Here is a 22,100-nt window from a genome sequence, read left to right as displayed (position 1 = left end):
CGAGAGGCGTACACCAATGTTACACCTTTTCGCTACATAGCTTCAAGAACGTCTAACGCTGTCAGCCGTTCCTGTTCCATAGCGTGAATGTAGATATTATATGTGGTGGAAATACTGGCATGCCCCATCCATTTGCTTACTACGCTGATGCTTACGCCAGCATTTAACGCACGGCTTGCAAAAGTGTGACGTAGCTGATGGATCGTGAGCGGCTTGTCTATCCCCGTGTGCTTCAACATACGCTCAAGTAAATTGTGCATACGGTTATTAGTGAGGAAGCCGCCTTTTTGCGAACAGGCAACATATTTGCTTTTGATGCCGCATTGCCTGTAAATCATCTGCAATTCCCTAAGTGCGTTGATTGCTTTACTATTTAGTGGGATAATCCGGTTGCTGCTGGATGTCTTAGTGCCTTTTACCTGTAAGGTGCTTTTGGACGTATCTTTTCCGGTATCCCTGTTCTTGATCTTTGCCAGATTTTTATTTATGGATACCGTCTTGCTTTCAAAGTCAATATCAGACCATTCCAGCGCAAGCAGTTCACCACACCGCAGGCCGGTATGCAGCATAAATACGATCAGGTTTCCGTGAACAAAAAGCGGACGGCCTGTACCATACTTCTCTCTGGCTGCTTCCTCCAACCGTTTAACCTCTGCATCCTCTAATATCAGCATTTTCCGCTCTGGCTTAAACTTGCTCCGTTTTGCCATGATAACATTTGCCATTGGGTTTTTAAGAATGTCACCCTCAGTATAGGCATGTTGGAAAACCTCAGAAAGTATCTGCCGGATCATCTTGACGATAGTATAAGAATATTCAGTGCTTTTCTGGTTTAACAGTGTTTGAATATCAACCGCTTTGATATTCCCAAGTTGGAAGCCGCCAAGCGTCGGCTTGATATGCGTGTAATAGACAGACTCCAACCGATCAAAGCTGGTATTCTCCACGGCTGCGGCCTTGAAAGTATATAACCATCGCTCAATATAAGTGCTAAGCAATACTTTTCTACAATCCGTAATGCCATGCACTATTGTTTTCTTAAATTCACGCAATTTCCGTCTTGCTTCCGCTTCTGTCTTACCATAGACATAACGCGGTTTCAACATCTTTTCGTCCTTATATTTGCCGACCCAGCGGCCATCTTTCCGCTGATATACACTACCCTCCCCATATCCGCGGATTCTCTTAACTTTATTGATATTTTCTACTGTATTCATGCGTATCGCTCCTATCAAATAAACAGGGGCGGCAGCATAAACAGCTAACGCATATATTATAACGCCGTCCCTCTGTAAAGGCAATTCAATCAGTAAAATATCTCTTTCCCTTTATTTGCTTCAAACCACCGGTCAAGTTCACGTTCATTCGTCAAATAATCCCGTCCCACTTTCACCACAGGCAATACGCCTGCTTCCAGCAGGCATTTTAGCTTGGTTTTGCCAAAAGGGAACAACTCAAGCAAATCGTCCTGCGTCAAAATTTTATAATCCATAAACCACAGCCCTCCTGCGTATTGGTTATCATCTATGCAGCAACAATTTACTGCATCTCGTTTGCAATTCAAAATCCCCACATGGTTTTTGTGCGCCATGCCCGCTACCGGAACGGACAGCAACATGATATAATGAAACCATGATAAACTTTTCTGTTCTTTATTGTGGGGTATGACTTTATGAAAAAAGAAATCACATCTATCTTGTGTGCGGCAGCTATTACCTGTTCGGCAGGCGCCGCCAATGTTTCAAACTTTTCGGACGTCCGTCCGTCGGACTGGTATCACGATGCGGTCAACTATGTTTGCGAAAACGGGCTGATGAATGGTACATCGGATACGGCGTTCAGCCCGAACGCAACTACCAGCCGCGGCATGATCGTGACCATCCTGTACCGACTGGCAGGTTCACCTGATATGCCCGAAAGCAACTGGGGATACCCCTATGCAGACGTAGATACAAACGCCTATTACAGCGCGCCTGTCTACTGGGCGCGCATGAATGACCTCGTTACCGGGTACAGCGATACGCAGTTCGGCCCGAATGATGCGATCACCCGCGAGCAGCTTACGGCCATCCTGTACCGCTACGCGGACCACCTTGGCCTTGATACAGATACCGGCTTTATACCAGATAAATACTATGATTTCTCGGACTATCAATCAGTTTCCCGTTACGCAACAAACGCCATGAGCTGGTGCGTCAACAAGGGCATTGTCAGCGGCTCGGACGGAAAGTTAAATCCGCACGGGACAGCTACTCGTGCCGAAGTCGCAACAATGCTGATGAACGCGGAAAACATCTTGGACGCAAATGAACCGACGGAGCCGGAAACACCGGTTTCACCAGACGGACAGCCTGTGCCGGATGATACCGACAACGAAACCGCAGACGATAACCAGACCGTAACAGATGAAATCAGTCTACGCCCTATCGGCAAATCTGCGGTAGACGAGTACGGCGGCTATTGGGATTATGACCTGTCCAATGCCACCTTTGACGCCATCAACGACCTGCGCGAAGAAAACGGTTTGCCACGTCTGACTTACTCGTTGAAAGTACAGGAATGGGCGGACACTCGTTCCCGCGAAATCTGGATTGTTGACGAACGAGACGGGGATATTTCTCATACAAGACCGGATGGCTCGGTGTTCGCATCTGTTGGTTATGGATGCAATGCTGAAAATGCACTCATAGGTTTAATTACAACCAATGCGCAGGAAAACTTAAACAAATGGTATGGCTCACAAGGTCATCGAGAAAATATGCTCAACACCCGTTCAAAAACTACTGCTGTCTCTGCCTATGTCCAAGGTGAGAAAGTGTACGCTTTGCAGCTTTTTGATAAACTAACAATAACAGAATTAAATAATCGGTAAGCAAATCCCTCGTTTCACAACGAAACGAGGGATTGCCTTTTCCTATAAAATTGTTAAATCCAATACTCATTCCCGTCTGTGTCAAGCACATAATCGTGTTCGTGCGAGACTTCAGTAATCAGGTCCTCAGAAGAACCACTATCCGTGAAATATTGGATATGGCCGCTGTAAGCCGAGGTATCCGGGTCGGTATCCCGTCCGGTAAGCTGGCAAATCAGCTTGGCAAAATTCAGGCGGGACACATCACCGCTGAGCCCTGCATTCGTGCCAGTGATATACTTCACAAGCGTATTAAGCTGTTCCGAGGTAGCCCAGATTCGCAGATAGCCTTTTTCCGAAACCTCATAATTGATTTCGTAATCAACATCTTCGGTCATTTTCGTTGTGTCGAATACGCTTGCGGGCAGCACACCGATAGAGACAAAATATTTTGCTTCTTCGGGGATGCTGAACTCGTAGTCCGGCACCGTCACCGTGCCACGGTCCAGCCACGTGTTCCCGCCGTTGGAAATCAGACGATATGCTACGATGCACGCTTCTTGCAGTGAAATACGGTCTGCGGGTCGCCACATATTTTCGTCATAACCATTATAAAGCTGATAATGAATATCAGTTATCAAATCAGCAACTGAGCTGATAATTTCAACTTCCGGCGACTTTCCGATAGCATTGCCGTTATCGCCCTCTCCGGTCGCATAGTTGACGTAGGTCTTGCCGCCTGCATCGTTCTTAAAGCGGACGGTAAGCAAAATTTTATGCGATTGGCCGGGTGCAATGTCACCCAATTCCAGAGTGAATGCCTTGCCTGAAAAACTCCATTTATTACTTAGGACTCCGTTCACATAAACATTGTTTTGCAAAACAGGCGTTACCACAGAGGTATCCAGCGTATCTTTCAGCACGACGTTTTCCCACATTATATCACTGTGATTTCCAACAATAACCGTAAATGTTGCCGTTCTGGATACTTCGTCGGCATCCTTACTTACATCAACCACCGTCTTATCCACATCTTTTGTGACATAGAAGCCGGTGGCATCATTAGGGTTTTGCGGCTCAACCTCCGGTACGGTTACGCCGTCATCTGTTGCCGTGCCGATGCCGTTATCGCCGGTCACATCCACGCTGTTTTGAAGGGTCGTACCGGCCGCTGTGTCAAGTACCTGCACATCAAAGGAGATTACTACGCTTTCGCCTGCAGCCAAATCACCCACCAGCACGGACAGCGCGTTACCGTTCAGCTTATGCAGCGCCACCTTACCATCCAGATACACGTTGCCGATCAACTTCACGCCAGCCGGAAGCGTGTCGTATGCCACGACGTTTTTCCACGGCGCAGTAGCCTTATCGCCATTTTTGACCGTGATCTCATAGGTGAACATATCGCCAATATCAGCTTTGGTCACGCTCGCGGACTTAGTTACAATCGGGTCGGCTTCGCCCTTGTTGATCTGCACGCCTGCATCCGGAAGCGGCGTTTGCTCGTTGCCATCCGTCAGAATAGCCGTATTGACGATAAATTCGCCCTGCATACCCTCGTCTACCGTCACATCAAAGGTGTACACCACCTGCGTATCCGGTGCGATTGCGTAAGGCGTGAGCGTCAGCGTGCGTGAAGATGAATCGTAGGAATATTCCGTCGTTGCCTGACCGTCTTTCTGGACGTTGCCTGTGAAAGTCACACCATCCGGCAGAGCATCGGTCACGGTAACGCCGGTCCAGTCCGCCGTTGCCATTGCGCTATTTTCCAGCGTGATCGTGTAGGTGATTGTATCACCCACGCGCGCGGTCATTTTATTGGCTGACTTTGCACCCGCACGGCCGTCCGGCGTGCCGTTCTCGATGGTGACGCCGTCATCCGTGTCCTCCGTATCCGGCGCATTGCTGCCGGAAGCGACCGCCGTGTTCTCAATCATCATGCCGTAGGCATCACTGTTCACCAGCACATCAAACGAAATAGTTTTCGTCTGGCCGGGGGCGATCGCATCCAGCGGAACAGAAAGGGTTCGGTTTTCATTGTCATACTGATATACCGTTGAGTAGCCGTCCACTGTGACGTTGCCGCGGAAGGTCAGGCCATCCGGGATAGCATCCCGCATCACCGTGTCGCGGATATTTACCTCTGCACCCGCACCATTGGAGACTTGTACCGTGTAGGTCAGAGTATCACCGACACGAGCAGAAGATTTATCAACACTCTTGTTGATGGACAGGTCGGTCATACCGTCTGCAACGACAACGCCGTCGTCCTTGTCCTGTACCGGCTCGGTGTTGTCCGAAGTCAGGGTGGCAAGGTTCTGAATCGTCGTATTGTAGGCATCTTCGTTGACGGTCGCCACAAAGGAAACCGTGCGGCTGGTATCCGGCTCAATGCTGCCGACGTTTACCGTCAGCAGGCGGGTATTTTCATCATAGGTGAAATCACTCGTGCCGCTGCCGTCCAGCATGACCGAGCCGTACTCGAACGTCAGGCCAGCAGGGATAACATCAGTAACGGCCGCATTTTCTACGGGTACAGTCGCGGTCTCGCTGTTAGAGAGCGTCAGAATATAGGTGATCTTGTCGCCGACCTTGGCAGAGGACTTGTCCGCCGACTTCTCAATGCTGGGGCGGGCTTTACCGTCACCGATGGCAACACCGTCGTCTGTGCCCTCGGTGTCCGAAATATTGTCACCGGACATGACCGCAGTGTTGTAAACTGTTTTGCCGTAGGCCGATTCATTGACGGTCGCTGCAAAAGTAACCGTCGTTTTTGTATTCGGTGCAATTCTGTCCAGCGGCACGGTCAGGGTACGGGTCTCGTTATCGAATGAATAACCTGTACTTACACCGTCTACCTGCACGCTGCCGTCCACAAAATCCAGTTCCGCCGGGATAATGTCGGTCATGGAAGCGTTTTCGATTTCATAAACGGCACCCTCTGCGTTGCCGAGCGTGACGGTATAGGTGATCTTATCGCCGACCTCGGCGGAAGGCTTGTCCGCACGTTTTTCCACATAGGGCGCGGTGTCGCCCTTGTTGATATAAACACCGTCGTCTGTGTCCTCATACTTGCCGGTTTCGCTACCGCTTTCATCCTTAACGATACCGTTTGCGCCCTCGGCGACTGCGGTGTTGTAGATCGTCTGGTTGTACATATCGCTGTTCACGGTTGCTTTGAAAGTGACTGAAACCGTCTGACCTGCGGCAATGTCGCCCAGAGGGACAGAAAGCAATCCGTTTTCAAACGAGTGCTTTGCCGCCTTGCTTTCTACGTACACGCTGCCATCCGCGAAAGTCAAGCCGTCCGGAATTTCGTCGGTGAGGACGACTTCTTTCCACGCGGAAGAAGCTGCTTCATCATTCGTCAGCTTCACCGTATAGGTCAGGGTATCGCCTACATTGGCGGTTTTGGCGTTCGCCGTCTTTTCAATGGACGGGATCGCATCACCGTTCGTGTACTGATAAACGATCGTGCGGATATAGCCGCGGTACTCGTATGCCGGGATGACCTTGGGTGAACTTTCTTCCTTGCCCGCTGTGGTGACAGTTTCAGCAAGTTCCTTGCCGTTCTGGTCTATGAATTTTTCAACGATGATGTTGTAAATACCGTCATTGTAGCTGAGGCCGTGCCATTCTTCCGCGCTGTGCGGAATGCTGGCTTCTATCAGATCGCAGTAACCCCAGTGATTCTCAACCAGATCATTGTACGGACATTCGATGCCCAGCTCTTTCAGCTTGTCCAGCGTGACGTTACGGTTAATCATACCGTTTACCAGCCGCACGACCTCGGCACGGCTGATCGGCTCATCCGGCCGGAAACTGCCGTCCGGGTAGCCCTCTACCCAGCCAGCGTTTGCGGCTGCATTGATATAGCTGTACGCCCAATGGCCGTTGGGAACGTCGTCAAAGAGATTGCCGCCCTCGTAGTCCAAATTGGCGAACCGCGCCGCCATGACGGCAAACTCCGCGCGGGTGACGGGCGCATCCGGCGAGAATTTGTGTTCATCCGTGCCGTCTACAATTCCAATGTTATACAGCGTTTCGACTTCTTTGTAGAACCAGTAATCCGTCTTGACGTCCTCGAACGTGCCGTTTGACATGCGGCGCTCAAACTCTGGATACTCGCCGTCATAGAGACGGTAAAAGACCGTAGTTGCTTCTGCACGGGTCATGGAAGCATCCGGCCGCACGCTTTCGTCCGGGTAGCCGACAATATAAGTCAGATCCTTATGGGAGTAGACGTACTCGACGTTTTCCGTGTAATCGACGTAGGTGTAGTTCTCGATTTCCTGCGGCTGCCGTTCCTCATGTGTTACGCTATATATCTCTTGCTCGGCAATCTCCTTGCCGTTTTCCGCGTCGATATACTTTGCCGTTACTTCGGCAAGCGTGCTGGTGCTGTCCGACGCGGCAAAGGCCGTGGCCGGAAACGCCGACGCAGACAAGAGCAATGCCAGCCCCATCGACGTAAGCCGCTTGAGCCGTTTCTTCAAAAAATCCATTTCCTCATCCCTCCATCTCAAACTTATTTCCAAACCGATACTGCATGGATTAACCATGCACCGAGTAGCACACTGGAACCACCCCCTTGAAATTTGGCGTGTATATAATAAAACCGCGCGGGAATCCGCACGGTACATACCTGGGCTCTATCCGTCAAAGCCCTCAATCTTCATTTGTCCCTCGATATTCCGGTCCTGCATCCACCAGCGGAATATATCCTCGCCAGTTGTCCCAGCACGCCATGTGCTGTCGAGCTTGCCGCGTGCAACACGTTCTTCGAGCATTCGCTCAAAGGCACGGATGTAGGCGCGCTGATACGTGGGATACCGGCCGAACTCAAACAGACGCATTCGACGTCCTGCCATCGGGCAACCCACACAACCGACCCTATGGAAGCCGCACGAATACAGCGGATTTATCGGTATTCTCTCAGCATGGATATACGACCACACATCATAGTCCGACCAATCCACAATGGGATTGCAGACCCGCTTCGCCTGCAATTTGCAGCTCTCGAACAAAAGGCGGGTATCTGCATTATCGTTGTTGATAATGACCTTTTTGCTGAGATCGTGCGGCATACTCTCGTAAATGCCGCGTTTGGTACGGCGGCTGGCGCTTTCCGCCCAGCGGACACCCGTCGTAATCATGCGGCCAGCGCCGCCGCTTTCTTTCAGCACCGAACAGCAGTATCTTACTGTTCTTGTGGGCGGCATCAGCTTTTGCGGTATAAGCATCCACATATTGACCGGTACGCCCTTGTAAGTCGGGTAATTGACAGTACATTTCACACCGGCGAGCTCCAAACGCCGGAACTGCTCGCGCACGTGGTATACAGTCTCCGGTGCATCCACGCTGGTATGGTTGTGCATGACCTCATAGCGGATACCGGAAGCGGCGGCAAGGTACAGGCATATATCGCTGTCTTTCCCGCCACTCACTGTAATAATCAATGGCTTACCGTAATAGGCTTCGCTCATTTCCGCTGCCAACCGCAGACGGGCGATTGCTCTATGTTCTAAATCCATCCGTCAGCCCCAAACTGCACATCACACTTTCATCAATCTTATTCAATGTCTCTTTATCCATTACACCGACAAAATTCCCCAGTCGTGCTTTATCTACTGTCCGTATCTGTTCTAACAACACAACCGAATATTGCGGCAAGCCCTGCATACAGACGGGCACATGAGTAACAAGATGCTTGTCCCGATGCAAATTGCTTGTAAGCGGCGCTACAATCACCGTAGGCGAGTATTTGTTTCCAATATCATTTTGCAAAATTACAACAGGACGCACGCCGTCCTGTTCTGAACCAATAACAGGACTGAGATCAGCCCAAAACACATCACCACGTTTATACATTTATTTCACTCCCACTCCAAACACTGAACTTTTGGAATTAAAAAACTTTCCCGTATCGTAGATACCGTCCTGCCAAAGAACGAAGCACATACCTGATATTCTGCTACAATGAACCGGTCGTCCGGATGGACAAAGATAACAGTAGCAGGTACGGTCTTACGGCAACTGGTTTTTGCCCAGATACAATCTATGATTGCGGGCCGCACTAATACACGTTCGCCAACCTCGTATTTATGTTTCTTTGGTTGGATTTCCCAATCTGGCATTTCATTCACATCCTGTCTGCTTGTTGTGATGTACGCGCGACAGACAGTAATCTCCCGTCTGCCGCAAAACCTTAAAACACTTTAGACACATCCTTTCCTGCTGCCAAGCCTATTTGTTCTCAACGCCCCGGCTTGTGGGGAAGCAGACAGATGATCGCTGGCGAACGATTCCATAGGCCGTTTTACCTCTGCGTGGTTCTCACATCAGCCGCCCCCATTGCTTGTGTCTGTGGCTGGGCGGAAGTCTCATTATCTGTCTGCGTGTCGTCGCTTTACGGGTGCCGCCCCGTATTTCGTACCGTCATGGTTTACCGCTCTGCCGGACTTGTCCGGCGTCCCCGCGCATGGGTACCGCAGCTCGGCGCAAACAGTTTTGTATCTGCTGCCTGTATATTCAATTTTCAAGGTGCATATGTAATCCGCTTTCCTTTTTCAAAAAGTACATTTTATTGGTCTTTCCTTTTGGTATAATCACCCTGAACAGCGATGCCAAGTATTTCGCATATCGCATCCACGATTTTCGGCGTCGCAAGCTGTCCGGTTTCGATTTTGCGAAGATAGGAGCGGTCAAAATATAACCCTGTGTGCCGCTTGACTTCTTCGATCAGCCAGCCTTTGCTTTGCTCAAGAGCAATAAGCCGATGGTTAATTTTTTTACCAAACGAGCAAAGTTCCCTTTTTTTCATGGTCAACTACTTCCTTTCTATTGACATTTACATAAAAGTGTAATATTATATATTTGTTCTATAAATTACGTTTTAGCGAAATCTATGAGTGAATTATATTATTCTGTCGCGTAAGTGTCAACGTGTAAAATTTCGTTTTTACGTAATTTTGGCATATACTACAAATGGACGGGTGATTTTATGTCAGAGTTGTACAACAAAATAGCTGCATTGTGCGCGGAAAAAGGAATTACAGTTACAGAGCTATGCAGGCAATGTAAAATAAGCCGTGCATCGCTGTCCGATCTCAAAGTGGGACGAAAGAAAAACCTTTCTACTAAAAACCTTTCAAAAATTGCCGATTACCTAAATGTGCCGATTGAATTTTTACTTAACATGGAGCAAAAAGAAACGCCCGTCCTGACAAGGCGGGACGAGCGTGACATAGCAAAAAGACTGGATATGATTTTAGGTGATCTTGGCGACGCCGAAGCAAGCCTGATGTTTGATGGTGAGCCAATCGACGATGAAACGCGGGAACTCCTGCGCATTAGCCTGCAAAACCAGCTTGAAATTTCCAAACGGATTGCCAAGCAAAAGTTTACTCCAAAAAAGTACCGGAAATGAAATAGAGGTGCTGCATATTGTCAATAAAGCATAAGGTCGATATGTTATGCCGAAAATGTGATACCAGAGACCCGTTCACAATCGCTGCAAAACTCGGTATTCGAGTTCTCCACGAACCCCTTGGAAGTATCAGAGGATATTACAGCCGCACACACAGAATCAAGTTCATACATATCAATCAAGACCTTTCAAAAGAGCGACAGCGGCAAGTATGCGCGCACGAATTAGGACATGCAATCTTACACCCGAAAAGCAATACACCATTTCTGAGAGCAAACACGCTCTATTCTGTAAACAAGCTGGAAACAGAAGCGAACCGTTTTATGGCGCTGCTGTTGCATCCAGCAACTGAGATTCAGGACTATGCTCAATGCGGCTATACTCTTTATCAAATAGCCGATATATGCGGACTAACGCCGGAATTAGTAGAATACATTATAACCACTTATAACAGAAATGATGCCGCCTCATCTTGAAGCGGCATTATCTTTATGATATTTTTGCTATCAGTTTAATATGCATCCATCCTGTAAATGGATAACTTGATTACAGACTGACATTATATCTTCTTGATGATGGGAAGTTAAAATGATTAATTTTCCCTGTTCTTTGTATTGAAGTAATATACTTCGCAAAATATCTACCGACTCTGCATCAAGCGCATTGAATGGTTCGTCAAGAAGAAGTAAGGAAGGATCCTCCATAATTGCTTGAATAATTCCTAATTTTTGTTTCATTCCCAAAGAATATTTTTTTACAATCTGCTTGGAGTTGAAATTTAATCCGAATTTATCCATATAATGCTTAATATCATCATAAGATATTATGTTTCTTATCTCTGCAAGTAATTTTAAATTCTCTAACCCGCTAAGATATGGTAATAGTTCAGGCTTTTCAATAATGATTCCTATATCAGGCGGGAAAGATATATCTTTATTCAAAACTTTGCCATCTACAGTAATAGTACCACGATTTAAACAGATTAGCCCTGCTATAGCTCGTAGAAGCATTGTCTTTCCACTACCATTTTGTCCAACAATCCCATAAATATTTCCACTTTTAAACTCAAAATTTATATTATTAATTACAAATCTGTGATCAAGTATTTTTGTAGCATCTTGTAATTTAATAAGCATAATATCCTCTTTCCAACACTATTATCATTTAAAGGACATCCATATTTTTGGACGATTTTCTTCCAAGATAATATGTAACACTTATCCAGCCGGCGATAACTAAATAACTTATTATAGTATCTCTAAATAACCAGCTAAAAATCAAATATATATTAATTGGGAAAAACTTATTTAATAGTGGAACAATCGAAAAAATTTCTGCAGTAAAAAAAATATAGACTACAATATATGATGCTGCCATATATTTTTTCTTGCATTTTACTTTTATAATTAAAGATATATTTATAAATATAATAAATCCACAAATACATCTTGCAAATTCTCTAATTAACCCCCAAAAGGATATTGCATAAATTTTTCCGAAAATAATCTGAGTAATGAAAATGATAGAAAGCATCCAAATAATGGTATAAATTATTGCAAACCAATACTGCTGATCACGCAACAAAGTAAATGAATGTAACTTATTTTTTGTACGTACCATAATAACTGGACTGATAGAAGAATCTATTATGACAGCACCAAGCACAAATGCAGGCATAATAAGCATAACAAATGTTTTGTCTGAGAAAATGTTTTTGAACCACAAATCTTGCGTATCAGCAAAAAAAGAAATACATAATAACGGGAATATAAAGTAAAGGAATCCCACCCAAATAAAATATTTACTTTTGTGACTAAATAGAATCATATTATATCCCTATTTCTTCTATAAGCAATCGTAAATAATAATATTTCGAGAATAAAATATCCACTTAAAACCAATAGTATGTCCTTAAGCTGCGCAGCTCCTTCGTAACACGAATTCAACGGCTGCAAAAAATTTCGTAAGACAAAACGTTTAGGTAGTAAAAAGTCACTTCCATAAGTTATTAAATGGCATAAAATAGAGGGAACGAAAAAAGCCACATATATGTTTGGAAATCTAAATATCATATGTATAATAACAGTTAAAGCCGCCAATACAGACAGTGCCAGGGAATTTAAAAATGCGAAAAAAACTGCTGATAAAACAGGTGAAATTTCGTAAAAAAAATTTGCTGCAGAATGTTCAATAGGAATAAACATCCGATAGACATCTGTCATGATCGAATTTTGTGGAAATATGGAAAATGTTATTAAAATATTTATAGAAAAAGAGACAATTGAGTTTACCATTGTAACAAGAAACACAGATATAACCTTGGAAGTCAAATATATTGCTCTACCTTGTTTAACAATGTTATATATTTTGAAAGAGGTTTTCTGATCATAAAATAGAATAAAACCAGTCGATAATACAGGAAGAAGTAAAAACAGTGCATGATAAACTTTAAATCCAATGCCACCGGGAAAGTTGAAAAGCCAATACTGGTAAGCGTTGATTCCATAGTATGAAGCAAACATAGAATCAAGCGTTAAAAAACGAGAATATAAGGGATCTACAATTGCTAAAAAAAACAGCACACCCAAAACTATCCTTACAGTAATTGAATTATATAACCTTTTGATATCTATTCTTAAGCAACTCATATTAACCTCATAAATAACCTTGGGAAGTCGCCATATAAGCACTCCCCAAGGTATCTTCATATAATATGTTATACAATACGTTTAACTTAAATTCATAATAGCAATACGCTTAGTATGGAGACCACCTACCCTCAATTGGATAAGTGGTAGAGGTAACGCTATTATTATCAATATTCAGTGTGACTTCAGTTTGAATAGACGGTTTGTTAGTATAATTCACATTATTAATTATTCCATTTGCGGTAATGGGGTGATTGGGAGATGAAGCATTTATCCCCCAACCGGTTTCAGTCCAAACATTTACAGAACCTAATCCGGATCGCGATGATTTGCAAGACACAGCAAAATAGTTGTTTGTATATGCCTTTTTAACTGTTGAAACTTCCACATCACCAGTATCCGCCGGAAGCTCACCGGTATAATCATGCCAATTATCACGAGGCTCTATCTGCGTTTCAAACGCAGCGGCTGAAACTCCCAATGCAAGGACACAGATCAGTAATAAACCAACCATTCTTTTACATTTACTATACATACTTCACCCTTCTTTCTCGATTAGATAGTAAATCTTCCTAAAGTATATTCTTCTATCACCCCTTTGTAAAAAACTGTTTTATATGATGTAATTTGATAATCCAATTATATATAAATGCAAATTATTAAGCAATACTAAATATTGACGAAACTGAAATGATGTGATAGTATAATTTCAACAAACATGTTTGGTGGCGCCATGAAAAAGGAAAGCAAATCTACCAAGGATACTGGCCACTCCTTTGCAGATTACTTCAAACGCGCATTGAATCCCTTGCTCGTGCTTTTGTTGCTATCTGAGCAACCAATGTATGTCTATGAGATGATGCGAGAGATATCTAAACGCAGTGATGGCAGATATACTATTTCTCTGCTCTATCCTGTAATCCAACGCCTGTTATCTCAAGGGTATGTGTGCGAAGGCCAAAAAGCGATTTCAGACGATAACCGTGTCCGCCAGTATTACGAAATCACTTCCGATGGGATATCGTATTTGCGACAGATAGAGGCCGTTTATGCTGAAATGTCTAAAGCGATACAGCAAATTCATCAAAACACCGGAGGTGGCAACGCATGATGGAGGATAAGATTGTGCGTCAATATGTACGTGCAGTTTCCCGCAAACTAATCTGTTCTAAAGCAACACGCTCCAAGTTATTGAACGGATTGAAACAGGAATTATCGGCTTATTCGGAATTGTCATACAACGAACTATGTGCAAAAGTTGGTAATCCTGAGCAGATTGCAGAACAACTGCTGGAAAGCGTTGACGAGACTGAAATTGCTGTTAGCAAGCGCAAGCATCGATTTGTCATTACTCTCGTAATAGGCATTTTAATCGTATTGTTACTATTGCTGGCTGCATATTACATACATGCACAGCAAGTTATACGCGGAGATTTCTATTTTACTCGTTCTAACACAGAAAGCGACGGGCAACTTATTTCTGATGAAATGTTAGAAAATTAGGAGGCTTCATTTTGAAAAAGCGTATTTGTTCCATAGTTTTAGCAGTTCTTATGCTTGTATGTTTTACAATTCCAGCCTTTGCTGCTGATGTTTCCAACACCACAATTATTGATTGTGGAGACGGCTATTACCTGAAAGTAACGCTAACTGAGTATGTTCCCGAAGCAGCAACCAGAGCCATTTATCAGAAAACCGCAACATCTAAAGCTGATGCTTATCATGGAAACACCTATATCGGCACGTTCTATTTGAATGGAACATTTCAGTATGATACTGTAACTTCTAAGGCAACGGCCGATAGCTGGTCCGCTTCCTCCTCGTATGGTTATTCCGGCGATTCGTCGCGGTCGGGGAACAAAGTATCCGGCTACTGCACTTTCAATTATGCAGGCGGGAAAAAACTCACTATGTCTATAACCTGTGATAAGAACGGTAAAATCAGCTATGACTGATAAAAAGGAAACCATCCGCCCATTGGACGGATGGTTTTTCTAATATTAACAACTGATTTTCCAATTCCCCTCAACCTGCCGCAGATGCAACGTAAACTGCGACACCTGCGTCATACCCGTCCGCTGGTCAAGATACTGCACCGCCACATTCGCCGTCACAGCATCGCCGTTCTTGGTAAAGACCGGATTCACCAGCCCCGCAAACACATAGCTGTCGTTCCCAATCACCGGCAGCGCACCACCGCTGACATAATAAGAAAGCTCCTGTTCCGTCGCCGTTGGGTACAGCGTGAAAAACGTGGTCAAAAACTCTGTGATCTCCGTAGTTTCTTCCGCGGATACCGTACCGTCCGGCTCGGCAGTTTCAGGAACGTAGCCGGACTTTTGGGGCTTGCCCGTGATTGTAGGGCTCTGGATGATGACCATATCGCCCGCATCGTCCACATACACGGAAACCTCATAAACAGACGTTATAACACTGCTTTCCTCCCCGTTTATGACATTTTGCGACACAGAATAGACAATTTTATACACTTTATCCCCAATTTCTTCCACAGACCAAATCTGCACATCTTCCACTTTAGAAGATACCGGCACATCACTGCGCACCGTGTCCACGTTCAGGGTCAGCAGCTCGTCCGTGAGATAATATTTCAGATTTTCCGTGCGCTGCTCTATTGAAGCCGCAGACTGTTCCCATGAGTAATACACCTTGGCGAAATTGGTCACAAAGCTCTCTATTGCATTCGTGTCCGTGACTTCCTCCTGCACTACCGTCGTTTCATGGACGGTATGCGTATCCACCGCTGTAAAATCCTTATACACCGCGAAAGCAAACGCGCAGATAAGCAGCGCCCACAGCGCGATCACCACCGGCCGCCGCGTCCCAATGCTGAGGACACGCGGTTTTTTCTGTTTCTCCTGACTTTTGTTTCTATTCTGGAACATATCATTTTCCTGCCTTTCGTCATTCATTGTCCTACCCGTCCGGCACAGACCAGATGCGCCTGCCAATAGGCGCTGGTCAAATCTGCAAACCCGATCGGGTTTCCTGCGTGGTACATCCGGTTATCGCCCACATAAATCCCAACGTGCGTGATATAATCGCCGCAGTTATACGTCCCCTGAAAGAACACCAGATCGCCGGGCTGGGCGTCCCCGAACGGGATGTGCCGGGTCACGTCATACTGCGCCTGTGCGGTGCGCGGCAGCGTGATACCCGCCACGCCATAACACCATTGCGTCAGGCCGGAGCAGTCAAAGGATGTTGTCGGGGACGCACCGCCGTAGACATATTCCCAGCCCTGGTATTTCAGTGCTTCATTCATGATCGCATTTACGGTCTCGTTATCAAACTGTGCGGCATACAAATACTCCGATACCAGCCGGACATAGAACATATTGCCGTAGTTGTAGCGCCAGCCGCCGTTTTCCGCGATGGATATTTCATTCTTGTAGGTAACACGCACCCCGCCGGACTTTTCCTCTGCAAACGCCTGCGCCAGTTCGAAGCTGTACTTGCCGCCGTGCGACGCTACATAATCCAGAAACCCGCCGCCGTAGTTGTACGCCTGTATCACGCTGTCCAGATCGCAGCCGAGCCGGTCCGCCTTGGCAAGCAGCTCCGAGAAATACTCACAGCCCTGCCGGATTGAGCTTTCTGTATCCAGAGAATTTGGCGGCAGGCCCATAGATTCTGACGACTGCATCACGTCCTCCAGCGTACCGCCGGATTCCACCTGCATGATCGCAAGCAGGACATCGACGTACTCGGAAATGCCGTACTGCGCCGCGTACCGCTCCACCATCGGCCTGTGCGCCAGCACCTCGGCAGACAGGTTTGCGCCGCCATAGTAAATGCCGCCCCTGCCGCCGTCCTCGTCTGATGCAAACAGGAGGGCAACCAACAGGAGCAGGCAGAAAAAGGCGGCAAACAGCCCTGCAAGGGGCAGCGCAAGATATTTCAGTTTCATCTGCCGCCGCCCCCGTCCTTCGTGCTGTCTGTACGGCTGGTATTGCTATCCCCCCTGTTTTTCGGAGAGGAAGCATTTTTCCGCTGTGCCTTTCCCGCCTTCCCTTTTGCGGAAGCCCGCTTTGATACAACCGAACCCTTCACCGCAGGCCGCGAAACCGCCGGTTTGTCCTGTTCCCGCGCGGCATGGTTTTCCTGCATAGGCATAACAGGCTTGCCCTCTGCGTCCTGCCGCACAGCCGGACGGTTTACTGCATCCGTCCTCCGGATCCCGACATGGACGGGCTGCTTTGCCGCTTCTGTCTGCGGCGCGGCCTGTTGGACTGTACTTACCGGCTGTGCTGCCAGCGGACGCTTGTGCGGCGCTGGATTGCTTGACGCATTACCTGTAGATGATACGAGTTTCGGCGCTGCCACCGCTGCCGGACGCTCATGCGGCTGTGTCTCTGTACTGTGTACCGGGCTGACAGGGCGCTCCTGCTGTGGCGGGGCAGGCTGTTTTGCCGCTGTCCGCTGCCCTTCCTCCTGCACCGGCTTTGCCGCTGGAGCTGCTACGGCCGGCCTTGCGTGTATGGACGACTGCTCCGCCTGTTTCATATTTTTCCTATCCGAAATATCATAGTTGTGAGAAACCGGGACTGCCATCGGGCGCGCATTGCTTTCTGTCGCCCTGTGCGCACTGTCCGGCGCTGCACTATCCGAATCTGCTGCCTGCCGCGGCATATCCGTTTCGGACTGTCCGGATACTTGCCGCGCTGCGCCAAGCAGATAAACCGCAGGGGCATCCGGTCTGCGGTTCTCTGCATCAGCCGAAACGGCTTTATCCGCATAGCCCTCTGTATGGGATACCCCACCAGACGTAATCTCCTTTGCAGATGTTTCCGGTAAACTGTGTACAGCACCCGGCTGTGATGCCCCGCTGCTTCCACCGTTCGGCCGGTTACTGCGGTACCGGTATGCTCCCCCTGATGCGCTGCTGGAACGGCTGTTCTGCGCACTGCCGCCATCATTCGGTCTGCTGGCCGTCGCCGCGCGCATGGTACGGTTGAGCCTGTGAAGCTGATGGTGCAGGAACATCCGCGGGCGGTGCATGATATACCTGCCCATGCCGCGGGCACCGTCGTCATGGAGGGAGAATATGCTGAGCAGGTCGCCCAGCTTGAAATAGATCCCCGCGAACACGACCACCTGCAAAAACGCAATGATAAAAAACGGATAGCCGCTTGCAATGCGGTACAGCATCGTGGAAATGCTGAAAGCCACCGTGATGACAAGCGTAATACCCGCCCGCGCCAGGATCGTATTGAACAGCTTGATTACCGCGCGCCTGCTGCTGCCCTCGAACGTCGGCGCCATGCTGAGCACAAACGACACCGGCAGGAACATCGCATAGATGATGAAAAGCACCTGCGAGAAGATCATCATGCCGGTAAGCAGGAACACGAACACCGAAATGCCGATATTAAACAGGAACAGGAAAAACACTGTGCCGAGCCGGTTCACCGTTTTCGTAACCGTGAGGTTTGTATTCCCGTTGTCCTCGATCTCGGCCTTGACTGCGTTTTCCCGATCCTCGCCATTGTTTTCACTGGGGCTCGCGGATAGGATGTTATCAATGCGTTCTTCGCCTACCGCGTCCGTGTCCGTATCGCCGAATTGCAGAAGCAGCCACGGCTGCTTTACCTGGATGGAAAACAGGCTGTCCCGTATCAAATCCACACTGTCCGCGCCGCTGTTCTCCGCGTCCGGCAGGACGATCTTTGTCCCAACCGAAAGGCTCGCTGTGCTGACGTCCTCGGAAAACTCGTTCAGGCGCTTCACACAGTCCGGCGCATAGGCGATCAGCGCACCGGACAGCACGAAGATCATCACCATGTTCATCACCGCGCGTACGGCCTTTGTGGTTTCCCTTTTTATCAGACCAACATAAGCCACATACGCGCCAACAATCAGGATAATCAGCAGGAGGAATCCCGCATAAAACCCATCCGAAGAAAGTCCGCTGGGCGAAATGCCTGCGATAGACTGAATGTTCCGGCCGATCTCGTCCGCCGCATCTGAAATAAAATCCAGCCCGTATGCTTCCTGCACCAGATAGCCGGATGCGTTGGAAAGATACAGGTTGATCGTCCAGATAAAGTTGGTGATGCAGTACAGGCCGTACATGACCTGCTTGCCGATGCCGTCTATCCAGTTCCACGGCAGCCAATCCCACCCGTTGTCAACGTAGAAGTCAAGCTGGTAATTTTCCAGCGGGTAGCGGCTGTACTCGTGCGCCGCATCCACACTATCATCCACCAGCCCCACCGCGCCCGCAGACGGGCAAAAAGCAGTAAACAGCAAAACAGCGATTGCCGTTATCATCAGCAAGGCAACCGCTGTACGCTTTATCTGTCTGAAATTATATCTCCCGTACGTCATACTGCCACCCCGGCTTTCATCGGCGGCTTTGTGTCAAACCCATGCAGGAAATCCGCAAACACCGGATGGAACTGCACGACGCCCACATGCCCGTATAAGTCCTGCATCAGACATTGTCCGTTTTCGAGGTTCCGCAGCCGCTTCTGGTTACCCTCGTCCTCAGGGTCAAGGCCGAAAAATTCCAGCGTCTTTTTGATCTCCACAATGTCCGTACTGCGGAACGCGAATTTCAGACCGATATTGTTTTTCAGACTTTCGTCCGCGAGGTCTGCCGCGTTCTGCGTGACGAAATACACCGCTGCATTCATGGCGCGGCCTGCACGTACCAGCTTGTTTGCCAGCGTCTTGCCCTGCGCCACGTTCAGGAACGACCATGCTTCATCCAAATCCACGATCTTGAACACGCTCCTGTCCGTATGGATGAAATCCAGCGCAAAGGTGCTGATAACAATGAGCATGGCGACAGACAAAAGCTCCATCGTCGTAAATTCCTCAAACGAAGTACCCTTGTCCGGCAGCACCAGATCGGCCACCTGTATGATATTGAGCTGCTTTTCAAGGCTGATGGACTTTTTGATGTTCCCATCCGAAAACAGCAGGTGCGCAAAGTCGTAGTCCGTGAAGCTCTCAATATGGTCTGCGATACTCACCGCAAGCGGTGAACCCTCTTTGCGTAATTCCTCAATGACACAGAACAGGCCGCGCCGTTTGCTGTTCGTGACCGTGCGCACCGCCCGCCGCAGGATGGGGAAGTGGTTGCCATCCCGCGAGGAAATGCCGGTTAAAAACGTGAGAATATCTATCGCAAGACTTTCCGCGTCCTTGGGGCGGCGCATGATGACATAGGGGTCCAGCATCCCACGGTTGCGCTCGTCCGAGGTCAGGTTGACAATATTGATCTCGTCCGCGATCTCAGGGAAATCACGCTTCCAGTTCCCGCGCTCCGCTTTCGGGTCTACGATCAGCGCCCGCGCGCCGTACAGCACCGCGTAATACACCAGCAGGTTATTGGCAAAGCTCTTGCCGCCGCCGAGCGAGCCGAGGAACGCCGCAGACAGCGCGTTTGTGACCGAGCCTTTCACGCCCTGGCTGGCCAACGCGGGCTGCAAATACACATTCCGGCCGGTGTCCACGCCATAGGCAAGATAGATACCGTCCTTTTCCCCGAGCATCTGCGCCGCGCCGAAACCGAGACCCGCAAGGAAATCACTCGTAACATACTGGATATAGTCGTTCATATACCGCTTACTTGCCGGGATAAACTCATGGTGCAGGCCGATCATATCACCCACCGGGCGCACCAGCTTGACGTTCATATCGTCGTAGAAATCCCGTACCGCATTGCACCGCCGCTTGAGTTCTTCCTCGTCCGGCGCGGTGACGCGCACCACATAGGACAGCTTGTACATGGCTTCCTTGCTTTGCCCCAGTTCGGTTTCCAGCTCATTCACACTGTCCAGTGCTTCCGCAATTGATGTGCTGGTCTCGTCCCCGCTTTCCCACGCATGGTTGTCCAAATCCTTTAATTCCTTTTTCTTATTGCGGACAGTGGACAGGGCTTTCTTGTTGGTGATGATCTCAACATTCATGCTGGTATCGACGGGGAACGTGAATTGCTGCTGCTGATAATAGAAAATCTCGGACGACGGGAAATCCAGCTCCCCGACCACATCCGAGATCGTGAAATAAGCAGTATACGCCTCACAGTCATCATGCGATATGCGCAGGTACCGCCCGTATTCTTCCATCAGGCAGCGCGTGGGCTTGATCAGGTCGTACCGCTTGACAAGCGTTTCACCCTTTAATTTCTTTTTGGGCAAATGAAATTCATAGTCCTCATACGCGGTGCCGCTTTTCCCGTACAGGTGTTCCAGCAGATAGCCGAAATCATCCTTATCCAACCGCCGCACCTTAAACCGGCGCGAAATCTTGCTTTCCAGCAGCTTTTCCATCTTCTGATAGCGCAGTATTTCATCATTCGGCATGGATGCGAAATCACCCATCAGGGTATGGTTCACATCCCGCAGGAAACCGGAAAAGATATTTGCCGCCTGACGGCCGATATTCCCGCTGTCCTGCTCGTTCAGCAGCAGCTTGAAGCCGATATAGAACCGGTAGTCCACCTGATTTTCCCCGATCATGGAGACAAGGGCTTCCGTCTGTCCGTCTATGCGGCGCAGCGCCGCTTCCCGCAGGTTGCCGGAAGCATACGCCTTGGAACGCTCCTGCGCCGCACGGATGCTGGATTCCGTGCTGATCTGCAGGGCGTGTATCTTGCCGTCCCTGTTCTGGGCGATAAGCTGACGGAACGCATCGTGTACCGCTTCTTTCTGTTCCACACTTAAAAACGAGTAGTTGTATGGGATAAGCTCATAGTATGCGAAGCATTCCCCGTCATGGTTCCAGACAAGGTTGTTTTCGATATATTTAATCGGATACTGCATCTATTATCACGCTCCTAACCGCCGTAATGGGCTGTCCTGTTTTCTCCTTGCGGAATTTTACTGCCTTGCCTGCAAAGGTCTGTTTAGGGCGCAGCAGGTAGGCCGTATACGACTTGACAAAGCTGAACGGCTTCTTGCCGTCCCACGTTTTTTGGCTCATAAACCATGTGACGCCGACGGGGATACCGAAATACTTGAGCAGCGCACCGTCTATCATGGAGAGCGGCGGCAGTCCGCCCAGCGCCAGCACCGCAAACTCGCAGGCGACAAACCAAGCCATTTGCGAAAAGGTGATGGGGAACGGCAGGCGCATATCATTGATCGCGTATATGACTTTCTCAACAGACCAGATACTGCTGTAACTTCGTATTTTCTTCACA

General features: G+C 48.3%; 21 protein-coding genes. 6 read left to right on the top strand and 15 right to left on the bottom strand.

Features of this window, described 5'->3' with window-relative positions:
- Positions 1-32: 32 nt before the first annotated feature.
- Positions 33-1,217 (bottom strand): tyrosine-type recombinase/integrase, encoded by a 1,185-nt coding sequence (locus PG722_RS06250; RefSeq protein ID WP_117492469.1) that lies wholly within the window; start codon positions 1,215-1,217, stop codon positions 33-35.
- An 89-nt stretch (positions 1,218-1,306) separates the two neighbouring features.
- Positions 1,307-1,492, bottom strand: a complete 186-nt coding sequence (locus PG722_RS06245; protein WP_110436195.1) for a helix-turn-helix domain-containing protein — start codon at positions 1,490-1,492, stop codon at positions 1,307-1,309.
- A 180-nt stretch (positions 1,493-1,672) separates the two neighbouring features.
- On the opposite strand from PG722_RS06245, the gene PG722_RS06240 reads away from it, so the two are divergent.
- Positions 1,673-2,872, top strand: coding sequence for an S-layer homology domain-containing protein (locus PG722_RS06240; RefSeq protein ID WP_117492470.1), 1,200 nt, complete (start codon positions 1,673-1,675; stop codon positions 2,870-2,872).
- A gap of 53 nt (positions 2,873-2,925) precedes the next feature.
- On the opposite strand, the gene PG722_RS06235 is transcribed toward PG722_RS06240, so the two are convergent.
- From PG722_RS06235 to PG722_RS06220, 4 genes are all read right to left on the bottom strand, one after another.
- A complete protein-coding gene (locus tag PG722_RS06235; RefSeq protein ID WP_158557315.1) occupies positions 2,926-7,356 on the bottom strand; it encodes an S-layer homology domain-containing protein in 4,431 nt (1,476 codons plus the stop codon).
- Positions 7,357-7,503: 147 nt separating this feature from the next.
- A complete protein-coding gene (locus PG722_RS06230) occupies positions 7,504-8,385 on the bottom strand; it encodes a phosphoadenosine phosphosulfate reductase family protein (RefSeq protein WP_118285583.1) in 882 nt (293 codons plus the stop codon).
- Complete coding sequence (locus PG722_RS06225) at positions 8,369-8,722, bottom strand: type II toxin-antitoxin system PemK/MazF family toxin (RefSeq protein ID WP_117492473.1); 354 nt, start codon at positions 8,720-8,722, stop codon at positions 8,369-8,371. The genes PG722_RS06230 and PG722_RS06225 overlap by 17 nt, the downstream gene beginning before the upstream one ends.
- Positions 8,723-9,434: 712 nt before the next feature.
- A complete protein-coding gene (locus tag PG722_RS06220; RefSeq protein ID WP_117492475.1) occupies positions 9,435-9,674 on the bottom strand; it encodes a helix-turn-helix domain-containing protein in 240 nt (79 codons plus the stop codon).
- A gap of 180 nt (positions 9,675-9,854) precedes the next feature.
- Between PG722_RS06220 and PG722_RS06215 the strand changes: the two genes are divergently transcribed.
- Both PG722_RS06215 and PG722_RS06210 read left to right on the top strand, forming a co-directional pair.
- On the top strand, positions 9,855-10,280 hold the full coding sequence (locus tag PG722_RS06215) for a helix-turn-helix domain-containing protein (protein ID WP_117492477.1): 426 nt from the start codon (positions 9,855-9,857) through the stop codon (positions 10,278-10,280).
- Between the two features lie 41 nt (positions 10,281-10,321).
- On the top strand, positions 10,322-10,756 hold the full coding sequence (locus tag PG722_RS06210; protein ID WP_110437197.1) for an ImmA/IrrE family metallo-endopeptidase: 435 nt from the start codon (positions 10,322-10,324) through the stop codon (positions 10,754-10,756).
- Positions 10,757-10,786: 30 nt separating this feature from the next.
- On the opposite strand, the gene PG722_RS06205 is transcribed toward PG722_RS06210, so the two are convergent.
- From PG722_RS06205 to PG722_RS06190, 4 genes are all read right to left on the bottom strand, one after another.
- Entirely contained in the window at positions 10,787-11,416 is a 630-nt protein-coding gene (locus PG722_RS06205; protein ID WP_117555250.1) for an ABC transporter ATP-binding protein, read from the bottom strand.
- A gap of 28 nt (positions 11,417-11,444) precedes the next feature.
- A complete protein-coding gene (locus tag PG722_RS06200; RefSeq protein ID WP_147357855.1) occupies positions 11,445-11,966 on the bottom strand; it encodes a hypothetical protein in 522 nt (173 codons plus the stop codon).
- 137 nt (positions 11,967-12,103) lie between these two features.
- A complete protein-coding gene (locus PG722_RS06195) occupies positions 12,104-12,928 on the bottom strand; it encodes a hypothetical protein (protein WP_270579972.1) in 825 nt (274 codons plus the stop codon).
- Positions 12,929-13,037: 109 nt separating this feature from the next.
- Positions 13,038-13,463: a hypothetical protein gene (locus tag PG722_RS06190; protein WP_270579971.1), complete on the bottom strand. Its 426-nt coding sequence runs from the start codon at positions 13,461-13,463 to the stop codon at positions 13,038-13,040.
- A 198-nt stretch (positions 13,464-13,661) separates the two neighbouring features.
- Between PG722_RS06190 and PG722_RS06185 the strand changes: the two genes are divergently transcribed.
- Genes PG722_RS06185 through PG722_RS06175 form a run of 3 tightly spaced genes read left to right on the top strand, consistent with a single transcriptional unit; the run spans position 13,662 to position 14,883 of the window.
- Positions 13,662-14,039 (top strand): PadR family transcriptional regulator, encoded by a 378-nt coding sequence (locus PG722_RS06185; RefSeq protein WP_158574423.1) that lies wholly within the window; start codon positions 13,662-13,664, stop codon positions 14,037-14,039.
- Complete coding sequence (locus tag PG722_RS06180) at positions 14,036-14,431, top strand: hypothetical protein (RefSeq protein ID WP_110436183.1); 396 nt, start codon at positions 14,036-14,038, stop codon at positions 14,429-14,431. Before PG722_RS06185 ends, PG722_RS06180 begins: the two co-directional genes overlap by 4 nt.
- An 11-nt stretch (positions 14,432-14,442) precedes the next feature.
- The gene (locus tag PG722_RS06175; RefSeq protein WP_110436182.1) at positions 14,443-14,883 is read left to right on the top strand and encodes a hypothetical protein; all 441 of its coding nucleotides are present in this window, start codon (positions 14,443-14,445) and stop codon (positions 14,881-14,883) included.
- Between the two features lie 45 nt (positions 14,884-14,928).
- On the opposite strand, the gene PG722_RS06170 is transcribed toward PG722_RS06175, so the two are convergent.
- The 5 genes from PG722_RS06170 to PG722_RS06150 are packed head-to-tail and all read right to left on the bottom strand — an operon-like array spanning position 14,929 to position 22,099.
- Positions 14,929-15,831, bottom strand: coding sequence for a conjugal transfer protein (locus PG722_RS06170; RefSeq protein ID WP_117492395.1), 903 nt, complete (start codon positions 15,829-15,831; stop codon positions 14,929-14,931).
- Between the two features lie 23 nt (positions 15,832-15,854).
- Positions 15,855-16,856 (bottom strand): bifunctional lytic transglycosylase/C40 family peptidase, encoded by a 1,002-nt coding sequence (locus PG722_RS06165; protein ID WP_117492370.1) that lies wholly within the window; start codon positions 16,854-16,856, stop codon positions 15,855-15,857.
- Positions 16,853-19,219, bottom strand: coding sequence for a CD3337/EF1877 family mobilome membrane protein (locus PG722_RS14160; protein ID WP_181969001.1), 2,367 nt, complete (start codon positions 19,217-19,219; stop codon positions 16,853-16,855). The genes PG722_RS06165 and PG722_RS14160 overlap by 4 nt, the downstream gene beginning before the upstream one ends.
- A 53-nt stretch (positions 19,220-19,272) precedes the next feature.
- Positions 19,273-21,720, bottom strand: a complete 2,448-nt coding sequence (locus PG722_RS06155; protein WP_117492372.1) for an ATP-binding protein — start codon at positions 21,718-21,720, stop codon at positions 19,273-19,275.
- Entirely contained in the window at positions 21,704-22,099 is a 396-nt protein-coding gene (locus tag PG722_RS06150; protein ID WP_117492374.1) for a conjugal transfer protein, read from the bottom strand. Before PG722_RS06150 ends, PG722_RS06155 begins: the two co-directional genes overlap by 17 nt.
- Position 22,100 lies beyond the last annotated feature (1 nt).

Source organism: Butyricicoccus sp. OF27-2pH9A, assembly GCF_027693185.1.
Taxonomy (GTDB): domain Bacteria; phylum Bacillota; class Clostridia; order Oscillospirales; family Butyricicoccaceae; genus Agathobaculum; species Agathobaculum butyriciproducens.
This window is presented reverse-complemented; position numbering and strand designations above follow the sequence as displayed.

Coding starts and splice junctions, on each gene's coding strand:
- PG722_RS06205 (WP_117555250.1), bottom strand. CDS start 11,416: ATGCTTATTAAATTACAAGATGCTACAAAAATACTTGATCACAGATTT.
- PG722_RS06185 (WP_158574423.1), top strand. CDS start 13,662: ATGAAAAAGGAAAGCAAATCTACCAAGGATACTGGCCACTCCTTTGCA.
- PG722_RS06155 (WP_117492372.1), bottom strand. CDS start 21,720: ATGCAGTATCCGATTAAATATATCGAAAACAACCTTGTCTGGAACCAT.
- PG722_RS06190 (WP_270579971.1), bottom strand. CDS start 13,463: ATGTATAGTAAATGTAAAAGAATGGTTGGTTTATTACTGATCTGTGTC.
- PG722_RS06250 (WP_117492469.1), bottom strand. CDS start 1,217: ATGAATACAGTAGAAAATATCAATAAAGTTAAGAGAATCCGCGGATAT.
- PG722_RS06225 (WP_117492473.1), bottom strand. CDS start 8,722: ATGTATAAACGTGGTGATGTGTTTTGGGCTGATCTCAGTCCTGTTATT.
- PG722_RS06195 (WP_270579972.1), bottom strand. CDS start 12,928: ATGAGTTGCTTAAGAATAGATATCAAAAGGTTATATAATTCAATTACT.
- PG722_RS06240 (WP_117492470.1), top strand. CDS start 1,673: ATGAAAAAAGAAATCACATCTATCTTGTGTGCGGCAGCTATTACCTGT.
- PG722_RS06245 (WP_110436195.1), bottom strand. CDS start 1,492: ATGGATTATAAAATTTTGACGCAGGACGATTTGCTTGAGTTGTTCCCT.
- PG722_RS14160 (WP_181969001.1), bottom strand. CDS start 19,219: ATGATAACGGCAATCGCTGTTTTGCTGTTTACTGCTTTTTGCCCGTCT.
- PG722_RS06200 (WP_147357855.1), bottom strand. CDS start 11,966: ATGCTTATTATGCCTGCATTTGTGCTTGGTGCTGTCATAATAGATTCT.
- PG722_RS06210 (WP_110437197.1), top strand. CDS start 10,322: ATGTTATGCCGAAAATGTGATACCAGAGACCCGTTCACAATCGCTGCA.
- PG722_RS06165 (WP_117492370.1), bottom strand. CDS start 16,856: ATGAAACTGAAATATCTTGCGCTGCCCCTTGCAGGGCTGTTTGCCGCC.
- PG722_RS06215 (WP_117492477.1), top strand. CDS start 9,855: ATGTCAGAGTTGTACAACAAAATAGCTGCATTGTGCGCGGAAAAAGGA.
- PG722_RS06230 (WP_118285583.1), bottom strand. CDS start 8,385: ATGGATTTAGAACATAGAGCAATCGCCCGTCTGCGGTTGGCAGCGGAA.
- PG722_RS06170 (WP_117492395.1), bottom strand. CDS start 15,831: ATGTTCCAGAATAGAAACAAAAGTCAGGAGAAACAGAAAAAACCGCGT.
- PG722_RS06180 (WP_110436183.1), top strand. CDS start 14,036: ATGATGGAGGATAAGATTGTGCGTCAATATGTACGTGCAGTTTCCCGC.
- PG722_RS06220 (WP_117492475.1), bottom strand. CDS start 9,674: ATGAAAAAAAGGGAACTTTGCTCGTTTGGTAAAAAAATTAACCATCGG.
- PG722_RS06235 (WP_158557315.1), bottom strand. CDS start 7,356: ATGGATTTTTTGAAGAAACGGCTCAAGCGGCTTACGTCGATGGGGCTG.